This is a genomic window from Arenibacter antarcticus (assembly GCF_041320605.1).
GTDB classification, from domain to species: Bacteria; Bacteroidota; Bacteroidia; order Flavobacteriales; family Flavobacteriaceae; genus Arenibacter; species Arenibacter antarcticus.
On sequence record NZ_CP166679.1, the window covers coordinates 2,992,255 to 3,005,567 of the forward strand.

A 13,313-nucleotide genomic window follows, 5' to 3' on the forward strand; every position below is an offset into this window, starting at 1 on the left:
TTATTTTTTAAATTGATCTATTTTTTTACTCAGGTTGATAAGATCCTGCTCGGTATGTTGATTTTTGTTTTGTAAGTGGATCAGTATGTCTAGTATAGCCTTGGTTTCGGACATTGATTTTCCCGACTTTGCGGATAAATCGCTTACTGTTTTTTGATTTATTTCTTGTGTATTTATATGGAAATTACTCCTTAAATATTCTAAAAAGTAGTTCGTTTTTTTTGCAATTAGATCGCTGTAGTCCTTATGTTCAAAATAGAGTCCTGCTACCGTTCTAGCAAAATCAATAGAAGAATTTTCAAGGGGTTGTGCCACTGGAATGATTCGTTGCTCCCGTTTTATTTTAAACAATACGAATATCAAAATTCCGCTGATCCCCAAATAATAGGCCCATTTTAAAGGGGGTTGGTTAAGTACAAATCGCATGGGGGAATCTATGACTACCCGTCCTGACTTTTTATAATTGTCCCAATAAACAGCCACATTTTTTAAATAGGAAAGCGAATTTCCAACATAATCCATATTACCGCCAAGCATATAATAATTGGTGAAGGCTTGTGGGGTAGTATTGAGATAAAAATAACCTTTCCCAAATTGAAGCCTGATAAAATTGGGACGCTTCAACTTTTTTGTGGTGAAGACTTCCATAATCCCCACTTTTTCAAGGAAGGTGATATGTCCTAAAACTGTTGTTTTTAAGGTGTCTACAGAGGTGAAATGACTATTGTACAGACCGCGGGTCATCGCGTAATCCATTTCTTGAAAACTAGGATTTGTAAGCTTAAGGTAAGTGGTATCCTCACCTATGGTATATAAAGACTCGACCTTTAAATTTAAGGTATCCGAAAGATAGTCGCCAAAACTGCTGGCGGCAATAAAAGCATCGTTGCCAGCGTGCACATAAGAAAGAAGCTGGTTGGCTTCCTGCTTATCTAATTCCAAATTATTGTTGATTAAAAGATAATTAGAGTTTATGGTGGAATCTGCTATAGAAAGTGTGTTGTACAAACTTTCATTTACGGGAATAAGCTCTTGGGCCGGAAATAATTGAGGCAGTTCCTCATAAAGCACGAAACATCCAAACGGAATCTTATCTTCTGAGGTGTAGGAGGGTTTCCAATTAACAGGTTTGGGACGCACTATTTCTGTTACAATAATGCCTAACAGCACTGAAATAAATACCCCTATAATTACTTTAGATCGTTTATCCATTGCTGCTATGGTTGTTTATAAGGTCGAATTTAAGTTGAGCAGCCCTATATTTTAATTCATCGATCTCTTTTTCCCCATACCATACATGATCGTATAAATACGAAACCTCTTTAAATACTGATTTAATGGAGGGGGTGCTAATTTCGTTTTCGTAATCCTGATTTGTTTTTTCGTACTTCCAAACAATGACTTGTTGTACGGATAGGGTTTTTAACGCTTTTAGATATTGGTAGCGAATTGCCGACCTATAATTATTCTGGGATAGCGCATTTGCCAATAAGGAGTCCAGATCTATATTTTCTATATGTTCTTCGGATAAATCTAGGTTGCCAAAGGAGATTGCCTTTTTATTGAAAATTGCAGAAGCGCGTTCCCCTGTTAAAAACCGTACTAAGAGATAGATGGCCAATAAGCCCATTAGGATATAGACGATGATTTCTAATATTTGTGCGGTTCCTGGAGGCAGGTCTATCCCAAGCATTGTTTTTAACCAATCTGTCAACCAAATGAAAGAACGGGATAATAGATTTTGGGATTCCCCATCACCAATTTTGTAGTTAAAGTCACTTCCGTTGTACTTGTCATTTAAATCAGTAGTAAATTCCCTAATGGATATTGGCGTGTTGTGGTCTTCGTTCAGGGCAAGGGTATCCCTGTTCCCTTGTGAGTATCCTAGGGAAAAAAGAAATAAAGCGCAAAGAGTACGTTTAATTTTTATCAAAGGTCAGGGCTTCCTATTTGATCTATTTTATTTCTGGTATGTAGGTTATAGGTCTTTTCGTGTAAGGAATAGTATAGAATGCCATTTACAAACTGGGACAGACATTGCGAATATACCATAAGTATTAGTAGCATACTGGTGCCTAGTGTATACACTATTGTAGGGACAATGGTAGCTGTTAGATCTACGTTGTTCTGCACCACGTGAAAAGTGTAGATCCCCAGTAGGATACCTGGGATCATAAGGACTATCAAAAACAATAGTCCGATTAGAAATCCAAGGATAAAATTCACCCCTACTGCCCTCCAAAAGTTATTATAGACCAAATTCCAGCCTTCAGTAAGGGCTTCCATAAATCTCTGATTTTCCTTAAGCATCACAAAAAAAGAAACTCCTACCCAAGCCATAAAAAAGTATTGGATCACATATTGGGCAATCATTCCAACCAGTGGAATAAAAGCCAAAATAACCGCGAGGATCATAAACCCGAAAAAGGCCAACATCATGATCAACATAAATACAATAATTTTACTCAGATTACCTTTTACTGTGTCCCATACCTCAATTTTCTCAAAGTGCTGACCTTCTTTTTCCTCGTATTGGATCATATAGGCGGTACTAAGACTATAGTTGAGTATGGCCACTGTAACAAAGATTAGAAAGAACAGGATTCCACCAAAAATAAAATAGGAAATATATTTCTGATCCGTGGCTGCTAAATTGCTATCCAACAAATTTTGCTCATTGCTTATAAGTGCTAAAACCCCAGATACCATCAAATAGCTTACGATCAATAGGCCTATAAGAAATATGCCGTTATAACTTAAGAAGATATTGGTAAATTTTCGAATGTTTGTTTTAAAAAAATCAAAATACAACGAGATGATATCGCCAAAATCCCGATCTATCTTAAGTTCAATAAAGTTTTTTTCCTTCTCGCTCATGTTTACGGTTTAGTAAGATTGGGTAAATAATATAATAATGGATAATTAGTAGTAGTGATGCGCCGATAATCATAAATGCCAGCCAAGACGACATATTGGAGTAACGGGTTATAAACCCCTCTATAAATCCTGCTAAGATAAAGAATGGAATGGTGCTGACCACAACTTTTAGTCCGTCTTTGGCACCTTTCATAAAAGATACCCGTCTAGAAAATGTTTTGGGAAATAGAATACTATTGCCCATAATGAGTCCGGCGCAACCCGCAACCACAATTACCGATATTTCTATGGTACCGTGCAACCATATTTGTTTGTTGGCCTCAAAAAAGACCTGTTGGGTATGGAAAAAAGTGATAAATGCCCCTAGCATAACACCATTGCTGAATAAAATATAAACGGTGCCAATACTGGTAAAAACCCCAAAGGCAAAGGCTAAAAAAGCTACTTTTATATTGTTAATGGTAATTCCCAAAAACGAACCAATTTCACTACCACCCTTATAAATGGCGGTAGGATCTCCCTTGGCAATATTGTTGAGGGTTTCATTTACATAAGCATCTCCAAGGATCAATCGTACAAAGGAATCGTCATGTATAGTAGAGATACTGCCAATTGCTGCGGCCAATATAAATATGATAAAAGCAATGCCCAGTGTGGGGTGGTATTGTTTAAAAAATGTGGGGAATTCCGTTTTCCAGAAATCTATGATCCTATTTCGGTGTTCTTTTTTATTTTTGTAAATTTTTTGATGCGCTTGCGATGCAAGGGAGTTTAAATACAGTAACGTCTTGCTGTCAGCGTAATAGGTCTGTGCATAGGCAAGGTCATTGGTAAGCTGTATATAGCCGTCGGCAAGTTGATCTGGACTAATTTGAGCATTAAAACTGATTGCCTTTTCAAATGCTATCCATTTTTCTTTATTTTGCTTCACAAAAGCAGCTTCACGCATAGTGGTATTGTTGTTATAAAATTAAAAATAGTACTAATATGTCCAACCTTCAAATCAATACAACGCAAAATGTTAATCTTGATTATAAAATTGTAGGAATTGGAGAAAGGATAATGGCATTTTTAATAGATGCCTTCCTATTATACCTCTATGCGATGTTGGTGCAGGTTATTGGCACTACCATTGGCTATGTGTTTGATGATAGTTGGACCCAAATTGGCTTGGTGAGTCTAATTTTCTTGCCAGCTATGTTTTATAGTTTGTTAATGCACAGTTTGTTCAATGGGCGTACTGTGGGTAAAATGCTTTTGAAGATCCGGGTGGTACGGGTAGATGGTACCCCGGTTCACTGGTCTAATTTATTGGTGCGATGGATACTGCGATTTGTGGATATTTGGTTGTTTTTTGGGTCGGTAGGGATATTAGCTATCTTGTTTACCCACAAAAAACAAAGATTGGGCGATGTTGCAGCAGGTACTGTTGTGATTAGCACAAAAAATAATGTAAAGATATCCCACACCATTTTAGAGGAAGTTGAGGAAACCTATATCCCCACATTTTTAAACGTGACCTTATTGACCGATAGGGATATTAGGCTTATTAAGGAAACGTATCATATTGCGGCAAGGAGCGGAGACTATAAGACCATGAAGGTACTTCGCGTTAAAGTAGAAAAGCTACTCAGTAGCAATTCCGCACTTTACGACACACAATACTTGGATACCGTTTTAAAGGATTATAATTTTTACACCCAAAATAGCTAGTTATGATGCATTTTATTTTTGACGTAATGGGCACAATTGCTTTCGTGATCTCCGGAGTAATGGTGGCTATGGATAAAAAACTAGATCTTTTCGGGGTTTTTATTATCGCTTTTGTAACTGCTGTAGGTGGGGGTACTTTAAGGGATCTGTTAATTGGCAGCACTCCAGTATTATGGTTGCAAGATCATACCTACCTGAATATTATTACGGGTACCGTTATTCTTTCCATCCTGCTGAGAAGTAAGAAAAAATATGTGCGTACCTCATTATTTTTATTCGATAGTATTGGAATAGGATTTTATACACTTTTAGGTATCGCCAAGGGGCTTAGTGTAGGGTTGTCTCCAGTTATGTGCATAGCATTAGGAACTATTACAGCTAGTTTTGGTGGGGTTATTCGCGATATTCTTTGTAATGAGATCCCAGTGATATTTAGGAAGGAAATTTATGCAACCGCATGCATCATGGGAGGGGTAAGCTTTTTCTTGATACGAGAACTACCGATCAACGAATTGTATGCCGATATTGCAACTATTCTTATTGTAATTGGGATTCGCTTATGGGCAGTAAAATATAAAATATCGCTACCCAACATTTACCGCAGTTTCAATGCTTCAGAATAACACAGAGAAATCCGGTAAACCTAATTGAGGAAATTACAAGGGGAATTTTAAAAGTATATAATGATGTTTATTATTTAATCACTTCTGCTTTTAGGATCCTAATATTCTGGGAAGGCCAATCTCCATTATCCACTGGTTGGTGGTTAATTTCATCCACAACATCCATCCCATTAATAACCTTTCCAAAAGGGGTATAATTGCCATCTAGGTGATAGGATCCCGGTTTGGTGACCACTATAAAAAACTCGAAGGGAGAAGCCAACATATGTGGGTTATCTATTTCACTGCTGGGCATAGAAATAGTGCCTCTATGGTGCTTATGACCTTTTCTGGTATCTGGTGGTAAAAGGTACTTGCCGATCTCACCTCGTTTTTCCGCAGTTTCTAAATTATCGGCATTTCCCCCTTGGATAATAAAGTTTTTTACCACCCTATGAAAATAGGTGTTGTTGAAATAGCCTTTCTTGGTCAGGTATATAAAGTTGGCCTTGTGATAGGGTACGTTGTCATACAATTGAATAGTTATCTCCCCAAAATTAGTAGTCAACTTTACAGTATCTTCCGTTAACTTCTTACTGTAATTAAAGAAAAATTCGATCGCATTGTCCTCGGTAAGTACAAAAGGCGCTTCCTCTTCTTTCTCTTTTAAGGTGGGCTTGAGGGAATCCAAGGTATCCAATTTGATTTCGGCCTTTGGGACGTGCTTATTTTTATCGGAGGGTTGGTCCTTACAGCTCCCAACCAGTACTAGGAGGGATAAAGAAAAATTGGAAAGCGTTTTAAATGTCATATACTTCAAATTATTTTTGATAGGTTATCAAATGGGAATACCCTATTTTAGTCAAATTGGCCGTAAATTACAAAAAAATGAATTTGTGAATTTTGACGATTTCTCGAATAGAATATCAAAAATAGAAAATCTTGAACTTCCGGGAAGTGAATCCCATTTTAAAATGGCCCCTTTGTTCAGGATCCAAGAATTGTCCGCAAATAAATTGGCAACTAAAAATCCTAGGAAAGCTGCCGTTATGGCCTTGTTTTATCCTGATATGAGCTATAACACCAACCTCTTGTTAATTTTAAGGAATACGTACAAGGGTGTTCACAGTAATCAGATTGGCCTTCCAGGAGGGAAAATTGAAAAAGTGGATTCTAATTTGCTGGCGACTGCATTAAGGGAAACCTACGAAGAGGTGGGTGCGGTCCCAGACCGGATTAAGGTGTTACGACCCTTGACCAATATATTTATACCCCCTAGCAATTTTGAGGTAACCCCTTATTTGGGGTTGTACCAAAAAGAGCGCCCATTTGTAGCTCAGGCAAAGGAGGTAGCCGCATTAGTAGAAGTGTCTTTGTCGGATTTTATGGATGATAAGAAAATAATTTATCAAAAATTAACTACTTCTTATGCAGAAAACGTGGAGGTACCTGCCTTTAAATTAAATGGTTACACAGTATGGGGGGCTACAGCTATGATGCTCAATGAAATTAAGGAGCTATTTAAACAAGTGTTATAAGACACTAATTTTGTAATTTTGAACGTTAAACAGAAACTATGGGCTTGTTTAAGAAAAATCCTTTTGGACATATTTTGTTCATTAAAAAATGGCTTATCCGTATCTTGGCGGTAATAACGCACAAACGGTATCGGGGTTTTAATACCCTAGAAATTGAAGGTTCCGAAATACTCAGGAATTTGCCGGATCAAAATGTGCTTTTTGTAAGTAACCACCAGACCTATTTTGCGGATGTTGTGGCCATGTTCCACGTATTTAATGCCAGTTTAAGTGGCAGGGAAGATTCCATAAAAAATTTGGGGTATATCTGGCAGCCTAAACTTAATATGTATTATGTGGCGGCCGCGGAGACCATGAAAAAGAACCTATTGACCAAGGTGATGGCCTATGCCGGCTCAGTCAGTGTGGAACGTACCTGGAAATCAGAAGGACAAGAGGTAAACCGGCAAGTTAAGATGAGCGATATTTCCAATATTGGAAAAGCCTTAAACGATGGTTGGGTAATAACCTTTCCACAAGGGACTACCACCCCATGGAAGCCATTGAGAAAAGGGACTTCCCATATCATAAAAAAATACAGGCCAATTGTTGTTCCTGTGGTTATTGACGGGTTTAGAAGATCGTTTGACAAGAAAGGACTTCGTATAAAAAAGAAGGGAATTCTACAGTCTATGGTGATTAAGGAACCTTTGGATATTGATTATGACAATGAATCATTCGACTCCATCATAGAAAAATTGGAATACGCCATTGAGCAACATCCTTCATTCTTAAAGGTGATTTCCAAGAAGGATTTAATGGCCCTTGAAGAAGAAAACAAACAGCGGAAATTTAGAGTCTAAAACTCCATTTCTTTTAGTTCCTTATAGTTCTTGTTTAGTTTTTTCAACAGAATTCCATAGAGCAGAAAATAAATACATCCCATAACGGTGGTAACTATGACCCCTAATATTAGCACAGTGGCCATCATAGTGGTCTTTAATTTTGCTGGATCTACGTTATCTAGATTATACTTATAACCCATAGCGGATATAGGGTCATCGTTTAGATAAATACCTGCAGCCATCACTAAAAAGGAAATAAAGATTAAGGATAAACAAAATAGGACATAATATTTAACAGTCTTTCTTGTTTTTAAAATGTTGGATAATAGTTGTCTAGCATTGTCCATGGAGGAGATTTCTTTATATCTCTTGTAAAACTGAAAAATAAAGAAGAGCACTACAGAATATTGAATAATAGTGGAGATCAATAAAAAATTACCCAGCCCCAAATCCCTCCAGACAGCCAAATTTTTAGACATAGAGGGCAAGAGGTATAATAAGTGGGGAAGCAAGAATTCTAAAATACTAATGAGAAAGATCCATTTCACGATGGAGGAAGACCTTTTCCAAATCATTTTATAAATTTCATCGAAGCCCAGTTTGGGCATCTGATCTTCTCTTTTCTTCCAATCCCTTTTTAATAGTTCTAGTTCATCCATTGCAATTAGGGATTTAAAATTGTTCGCAATTTATTTTTTATTCTATTCATTTTCACACGTGCATTTACTTCGGAAATACCTAATGTTTCCGCAATTTCGGTATAGTTTTTATCCTCCAAATAAAGGAATACCAGAGCTTTATCTATATCTCCCAGTTCTTTTACCGCATTGTACAGTAATTTTAGCTGCTGCTCTTCTCTTGGGTCGTATTCGTCCGCACTAATTTTAAAAATGACCGATTCATAGTCCTGAGTAGGAATACTTTTTTTTGATTTTCTATACAGGGTGATCGCAGTGTTTAGCGCCACCCTGTACATCCAAGTGCTAAACTTGGAGTCTCCCCTAAACTTTGGATAGGCTTTCCATAATTGAATCGTTATTTCTTGAAACAAATCGTTATGGGAATCCCGATCATTCGTGTACAAAGTGCATACTTTGTGCACAATATTCTGATTGTGTTGTAATTCTGTTACAAATTGATGCTCCAGGTCTTTGGTCACTTCGCGCTATTGGTTCGTTGACTATTAGTAGTACAAAATGGGGTTTTGTTACAACAAATAGCTACAAAAATTAGTAATTTTCTATATTTTCGAATCCGATTTTTTATGGGCTCCTATTTTCTATAGTCCAGTGCCGGGGACCGGTCTCCCAAGAGGGGAGTATATTTAAAATTAGGACCTCTTTTTTCTAGAAATTCTAATTTGGCCTTCTCAATAAGATCTTTATTTTTAAACAGGTCAATTGCCGTCAGTGCTAGGGTTTTTGCTGCCACCATCATCCCTTTGTTACCTATACTGGTTCCTCCGGCTGCTACTGCCTGCCAACTGTGTGCGGAAGTTCCGGGTACCCATGTTGCTGCTCTCATTCCCACAGTAGGGACTGTAAAACTAACATCACCAACATCTGTGGAACCAAATGCTACTGCTTCAGTTTTGTAGGGTTTAATATTTTTTACGGTTGCCAAGTTGGTGGTGTTGTTCCCTAATGTTTTGGAAATTTTATCAGCAAAAATACTTTCCGCTGTGTCATAGTTAAATCCGCCTACCTGAGTTAAATTATCATACATCAATTTTTGTAGGGTTAAATTCGGGAGTAGTTCGTGAGTGCCCCCTATCATTTCAAAATCCATTGTTGTTCCCGTACCTAGGGCAGCTCCTTCTGCAGCTTTACGGATTCGTTCAAAAATATCGATAACTACATCTCTTTTAGTATGACGTGCATAGTAGTATACTTCTGCATAATCCGGAACTACATTAGGGGCCTTACCGCCTTCTGTAATCACATAATGGATCCTAGCTTGCTCTGGTACATGCTCCCGCATCATATTTACCATATAGTTCATGGCTTCTACACCATCTAGGGCCGATCTTCCTTTCTCGGGTGCCGCCGCAGCATGGGAAGAGATCCCGTAAAAGCGGAATTTTGCCGATTTGTTGGCCAAGGCAGCTCCGGCGCTTGCCGAATTTTGTGCGCTGGGATGCCAATGCAAGGCAATATCTACATCATTAAATAGGCCTTCGCGTACCATATAGACCTTTCCAGACCCGCCTTCCTCAGCTGGACATCCATAAAAACGAATGGTGCCCTTGCTCTTGTTCTTCTCCAGCCAGTTCTTGGCCTCTATGGCTGCTGCGGCTGAGGCAGTGCCAAATAAATGGTGTCCACAGGCATGTCCTGCCTCCTTATTCGCCAATTTTTTTTCTGGTATTGCTTGTTGGGAAAGTCCCGGTAAGGCATCATACTCCCCAAGTACTGCAATAATTGGTTTTCCGGAACCATATTCCGCAATAAAAGCAGTGGGAATTCCCGCAACGCCTTGTTGTATGGTAAATCCCTCGTCCGATAGCGTTTTTTGAAGTAATGCTGAACTCTTTTCTTCCAAATATCCCATTTCGGCGAGATTCCAGATTTCTTGTGCGATACCTCCATAGGAGTCGCTCTTTTTATCTAACTGTTTAATGACATCATTCTTATATACTTGCGCCTCCAAACTAAGAAAGGAAAGGAGTAAAAGGATTAGGGCGAAACCTTGTTTTTGCATATGACTATTAGTTTTTGTGTCTTAAGTTTGTTCTAAATATAGTTAAATCCAAAGTTCTTATTCCAAGGTATTTCATGAAAGTTTTATTTTTCGCATATTTGATAATATGAATATTCCAAAGTCAAGTTTTCCCAGAATTATTATTGTTGGTGGTGGATTCGCTGGAATTGCACTAGCCAAAAAATTAAGTAAAAAAGAGGTGCAGGTGGTGTTAATAGACAAGCATAACTACCATACTTTTCAACCTTTGTTATATCAGGTTTCAACGGGAGGTTTGGAGCCAGATTCCATTGCCTATCCCATAAGAAAGGTCTTGAAGGACTTCCCTAATTTTATTTTTAGACTTGCTAAGGTCACTGAAATTTTGACTTCGGAAAATATCATTAATACCAACATTGGAATTCTCGAATATGATTATTTGGTGATCGCTGCTGGTTCTAAAACCAATTACTATGGCAATAAAGAAATTGCAGTCAATAGTATGGCGATGAAATCCATTCCTCAATCCCTTAACCTGAGAAGTTTAATATTGGAGAATTTTGAGCAAGCATTACTGACCGATAATTACCACGAAAGGAATGCCCTAATGAACTTTATGATTGTAGGTGCTGGCCCTACGGGGGTGGAACTGGCTGGAGCCTTAGCAGAGATAAAGAAAGGAATTTTACCCAAGGATTATCCCGATTTAGATACGAGGAGGGTTCAAATTAACCTCATACAATCTAACAGTCGAGTTTTAAAGGAGATGAGCGAAGAGGCATCGGAAAAGGCAGAGGAATTTTTGGAAGAGCTTGGCGTCCATATTTGGAAAAATATGAGGGTTACTGGCTATGATGGGAAAACGGTAACTACCAATACAGAAGAAATCTTTGAAGCGGCTACCCTGGTCTGGGCGGCAGGGGTTAAAGGGGTTAAAATGAAAGGGCTAGATGCCAAAGAGTTGCTTGCAGGAGGGAATAGGATAATAGTGAACCAATACAATCAGGTTAAAGGGTATGATAATATTTTCGCCATAGGCGATATTGCCAGCATGCAGTTGAAAGACTTGCCAAATGGACACCCTATGATGGCACAACCTGCCATTCAACAAGGAGAAAATCTTGGTGAAAACTTGGTGCGTTTGTTGGAAAACAAACCTTTAAATCCGTTTGTTTATAAAGACAAAGGAAGTATGGCTACTATTGGGCGGAACAAGGCAGTAGTTGATCTGAAGAAATTTAAATTTCAAGGTGTTTTCGCCTGGTTTGTGTGGATGTACGTACACCTGTTCTTTCTAATCGGATTTAGAAATAGAATCGTGGTATTTGTAAACTGGGTATATAATTATATACGCTTTGATAGGGAAGCGCGATTGATTATCCGGCCATTTAAAAGGAATTATGATGCCTTTAAAAATTAAGGAATCTTAAAGAGGTTATTGGGGACTCTGTTCTTCTGGATCTATTTTACGGGGGTGGTATTTCTGCATTACCTCTCCTAAATGCACCCTGTCTATGTGCATGTACACTTCCGTGGTAGTTATACTTTCGTGCCCCAACATCTGTTGTATGGCCCTTAAATCGGCCCCATTCTGCAACAAATGCGTGGCAAAGGAATGTCTAAAGGTGTGTGGACTAATGGTTTTTTTTAACGATATCTTTTCTGCCAGTTGTTTAATTATAGTGAATATCATGGCGCGAGTTAACTTCCTCCCCCGTCTATTTAAAAATAAAATGTCTTCCGAACCCTTTTGGATAGGCATGTGAACCCGTATTTCCTTTCGGTAAATATCGATGTATTTTTTATTGATTTTACTAATGGGAACAAAGCGCTGTTTGTCTCCTTTTCCAGTTACTTTTATAAAATCTTCCTCAAAATAAAGATCGGATAACGTTAGGTCCAATAGTTCCGAAACCCGTAATCCACAGCCATAAAGGGTTTCCAGGATAGCCCTATTGCGCTCCCCCTCCGGTTTAGAAAGGTCTATGGCCCCAATTAAGTTGTTAATTTCCGTTTCTGAAAGGGTATCCGGTAATTTTCGGCCCACTTTTGGTGATTCTATAAGTTCCATGGGATTGTCTTGCCTGTAGTCCTCAAAGATCAAGTAGTTGAAGAAACTTTTTAGCCCCGAGATGGTACGGGCCTGTGACCTGGGATTTACCTGCTGCGCCAGTTCATAGATAAATCGCTGTACGGTGCCCTTTGATATCGCTATGGGGCTGTCGGTTAGGTTCTTAGAGTTCAAAAAATGTACAAGTTTTTCCAAATCCAAAACATAACTTTTAATAGAGTTCTTGGACAATCCCCGTTCTATATTTAAGTAGTGCTGGTAGTCTTTTAATGCATGTTCCCAATTCATAGGCTAAAGATAAAACGGATTTTTAATCTCTTTGAGCTTATCACGCCATTTGTTTTAGATATAATTATAATAATGAGCTTATCTATTGCGTGATTTTATTTTGGATTTGAATAGTATTGGTCTATTTTAGTATTCTAACTTAATTTAAATCTCTATTTATGAAAAGAATTTTTGTGGTTATCGTTTTGGCATTGTTTGGATTTAATGTACACGCCCAAGAAGGTTTTAAGGCAGGAGCAAATATTGGATTACCGGTAGGTGATGCAGCAGATCTTTCTAGCTTTAGTATTGGTTTAGATGTCGTTTATCATTGGGAAGTTTCCGATACTTTTGTTGCTGGTATAGCCTCTGGGTTTACCAACGCGATAAGCAAGGAAATTGCTGGTATTAAGTTTGATGATATTCAATTCCTACCAGTAGCTGCATCAGGACGCATTGCAGCTGGAGAAGACTTTTCTCTTGGTGCCGACCTTGGATATGCTATTGGTATCAACGACGGAAATGACGGTGGATTCTACTACCGACCTTTGGTGGGGTACAGGGTTGGATCGGATATGGAACTAAATGTTTCTTATACTGGAATTAGCTTGGATGGAGGATCATGGTCCACAATTAATCTAGGTGTCTTGTTTACTCTTTAATAAAATCTAACTTTTAATCAAGAGGACTAAAGAATACTTTTTAGTCCTCTTTTTTTATGGTTTACATTTTACTACATTTA

15 protein-coding genes are annotated in these 13,313 nt (G+C 38.2%); 6 read left to right on the forward strand and 9 right to left on the reverse strand.

All coding sequences use genetic code 11. The features are described 5' to 3' along the window. The 4 genes from KCTC52924_RS12380 to KCTC52924_RS12395 are packed head-to-tail and all read right to left on the reverse strand — an operon-like array spanning position 1 to position 3,826. Positions 1-1,212 (reverse strand): DUF4350 domain-containing protein, encoded by a 1,212-nt coding sequence (locus KCTC52924_RS12380; RefSeq protein ID WP_251808437.1) that lies wholly within the window; start codon positions 1,210-1,212, stop codon positions 1-3. Next, the gene (locus KCTC52924_RS12385; RefSeq protein ID WP_251808438.1) at positions 1,205-1,933 is read right to left on the reverse strand and encodes a hypothetical protein; all 729 of its coding nucleotides are present in this window, start codon (positions 1,931-1,933) and stop codon (positions 1,205-1,207) included. The genes KCTC52924_RS12380 and KCTC52924_RS12385 overlap by 8 nt, the downstream gene beginning before the upstream one ends. Then, the gene (locus KCTC52924_RS12390) at positions 1,930-2,877 is read right to left on the reverse strand and encodes a hypothetical protein (RefSeq protein WP_251808439.1); all 948 of its coding nucleotides are present in this window, start codon (positions 2,875-2,877) and stop codon (positions 1,930-1,932) included. The genes KCTC52924_RS12385 and KCTC52924_RS12390 overlap by 4 nt, the downstream gene beginning before the upstream one ends. Beyond that, positions 2,849-3,826: a stage II sporulation protein M gene (locus KCTC52924_RS12395; protein WP_251808440.1), complete on the reverse strand. Its 978-nt coding sequence runs from the start codon at positions 3,824-3,826 to the stop codon at positions 2,849-2,851. The genes KCTC52924_RS12390 and KCTC52924_RS12395 overlap by 29 nt, the downstream gene beginning before the upstream one ends. Before the next feature lie 38 nt (positions 3,827-3,864). Between KCTC52924_RS12395 and KCTC52924_RS12400 the strand changes: the two genes are divergently transcribed. Beyond that, positions 3,865-4,590, forward strand: a complete 726-nt coding sequence (locus KCTC52924_RS12400; RefSeq protein WP_251808441.1) for an RDD family protein — start codon at positions 3,865-3,867, stop codon at positions 4,588-4,590. 2 nt (positions 4,591-4,592) lie between these two features. Beyond that, positions 4,593-5,213, forward strand: a complete 621-nt coding sequence (locus KCTC52924_RS12405; RefSeq protein WP_251808442.1) for a trimeric intracellular cation channel family protein — start codon at positions 4,593-4,595, stop codon at positions 5,211-5,213. A gap of 70 nt (positions 5,214-5,283) precedes the next feature. Here the strand turns inward: KCTC52924_RS12405 and KCTC52924_RS12410 are convergent, their stop codons facing one another. Then, the gene (locus KCTC52924_RS12410) at positions 5,284-6,003 is read right to left on the reverse strand and encodes a peptidylprolyl isomerase (RefSeq protein WP_251808443.1); all 720 of its coding nucleotides are present in this window, start codon (positions 6,001-6,003) and stop codon (positions 5,284-5,286) included. Between the two features lie 85 nt (positions 6,004-6,088). Here KCTC52924_RS12410 and KCTC52924_RS12415 point away from each other — a divergent pair, with 85 nt between their 5' ends. Further along, positions 6,089-6,730: a CoA pyrophosphatase gene (locus KCTC52924_RS12415; protein ID WP_251808543.1), complete on the forward strand. Its 642-nt coding sequence runs from the start codon at positions 6,089-6,091 to the stop codon at positions 6,728-6,730. Positions 6,731-6,768: 38 nt separating this feature from the next. Beyond that, the gene (locus KCTC52924_RS12420) at positions 6,769-7,572 is read left to right on the forward strand and encodes a 1-acyl-sn-glycerol-3-phosphate acyltransferase (RefSeq protein WP_251808444.1); all 804 of its coding nucleotides are present in this window, start codon (positions 6,769-6,771) and stop codon (positions 7,570-7,572) included. Here the strand turns inward: KCTC52924_RS12420 and KCTC52924_RS12425 are convergent. The 3 genes from KCTC52924_RS12425 to KCTC52924_RS12435 all read right to left on the reverse strand — a co-directional run bounded on the left by KCTC52924_RS12425 (position 7,569) and on the right by KCTC52924_RS12435 (position 10,254). After that, positions 7,569-8,213, reverse strand: coding sequence for a hypothetical protein (locus tag KCTC52924_RS12425; protein ID WP_251808445.1), 645 nt, complete (start codon positions 8,211-8,213; stop codon positions 7,569-7,571). The genes KCTC52924_RS12420 and KCTC52924_RS12425 overlap by 4 nt on opposite strands. Before the next feature lie 5 nt (positions 8,214-8,218). Further along, positions 8,219-8,713: a sigma-70 family RNA polymerase sigma factor gene (locus tag KCTC52924_RS12430; protein ID WP_251808446.1), complete on the reverse strand. Its 495-nt coding sequence runs from the start codon at positions 8,711-8,713 to the stop codon at positions 8,219-8,221. A 113-nt stretch (positions 8,714-8,826) separates the two neighbouring features. Beyond that, positions 8,827-10,254 carry an amidohydrolase gene (locus tag KCTC52924_RS12435; protein WP_251808447.1) on the reverse strand — a complete coding sequence of 476 codons (1,428 nt, stop codon included), beginning with the start codon at positions 10,252-10,254 and terminating at the stop codon, positions 8,827-8,829. 106 nt (positions 10,255-10,360) lie between these two features. Here KCTC52924_RS12435 and KCTC52924_RS12440 point away from each other — a divergent pair, with 106 nt between their 5' ends. Next, positions 10,361-11,653 carry an NAD(P)/FAD-dependent oxidoreductase gene (locus tag KCTC52924_RS12440; protein ID WP_251808448.1) on the forward strand — a complete coding sequence of 431 codons (1,293 nt, stop codon included), beginning with the start codon at positions 10,361-10,363 and terminating at the stop codon, positions 11,651-11,653. 15 nt (positions 11,654-11,668) lie between these two features. Here KCTC52924_RS12440 and xerD read toward each other — a convergent pair whose 3' ends face one another. Continuing rightward, positions 11,669-12,592, reverse strand: coding sequence for a site-specific tyrosine recombinase XerD (xerD, locus tag KCTC52924_RS12445; protein WP_251808449.1), 924 nt, complete (start codon positions 12,590-12,592; stop codon positions 11,669-11,671). Between the two features lie 158 nt (positions 12,593-12,750). Here xerD and KCTC52924_RS12450 point away from each other — a divergent pair, with 158 nt between their 5' ends. Next, positions 12,751-13,233 (forward strand): outer membrane beta-barrel protein, encoded by a 483-nt coding sequence (locus tag KCTC52924_RS12450; RefSeq protein WP_251808450.1) that lies wholly within the window; start codon positions 12,751-12,753, stop codon positions 13,231-13,233. The last annotated feature ends 80 nt before the right edge of the window (positions 13,234-13,313 follow it).

Bases quoted from the DNA above. Each gene is read 5' to 3' on its own strand.
- xerD (WP_251808449.1), bottom strand. From the start codon at position 12,592: ATGAATTGGGAACATGCATTAAAAGACTACCAGCACTACTTAAATATA.
- KCTC52924_RS12405 (WP_251808442.1), top strand. From the start codon at position 4,593: ATGATGCATTTTATTTTTGACGTAATGGGCACAATTGCTTTCGTGATC.
- KCTC52924_RS12400 (WP_251808441.1), top strand. From the start codon at position 3,865: ATGTCCAACCTTCAAATCAATACAACGCAAAATGTTAATCTTGATTAT.
- KCTC52924_RS12410 (WP_251808443.1), bottom strand. From the start codon at position 6,003: ATGACATTTAAAACGCTTTCCAATTTTTCTTTATCCCTCCTAGTACTG.
- KCTC52924_RS12440 (WP_251808448.1), top strand. From the start codon at position 10,361: ATGAATATTCCAAAGTCAAGTTTTCCCAGAATTATTATTGTTGGTGGT.
- KCTC52924_RS12425 (WP_251808445.1), bottom strand. From the start codon at position 8,213: ATGGATGAACTAGAACTATTAAAAAGGGATTGGAAGAAAAGAGAAGAT.
- KCTC52924_RS12380 (WP_251808437.1), bottom strand. From the start codon at position 1,212: ATGGATAAACGATCTAAAGTAATTATAGGGGTATTTATTTCAGTGCTG.
- KCTC52924_RS12435 (WP_251808447.1), bottom strand. From the start codon at position 10,254: ATGCAAAAACAAGGTTTCGCCCTAATCCTTTTACTCCTTTCCTTTCTT.
- KCTC52924_RS12390 (WP_251808439.1), bottom strand. From the start codon at position 2,877: ATGAGCGAGAAGGAAAAAAACTTTATTGAACTTAAGATAGATCGGGAT.
- KCTC52924_RS12420 (WP_251808444.1), top strand. From the start codon at position 6,769: ATGGGCTTGTTTAAGAAAAATCCTTTTGGACATATTTTGTTCATTAAA.
- KCTC52924_RS12395 (WP_251808440.1), bottom strand. From the start codon at position 3,826: ATGCGTGAAGCTGCTTTTGTGAAGCAAAATAAAGAAAAATGGATAGCA.
- KCTC52924_RS12450 (WP_251808450.1), top strand. From the start codon at position 12,751: ATGAAAAGAATTTTTGTGGTTATCGTTTTGGCATTGTTTGGATTTAAT.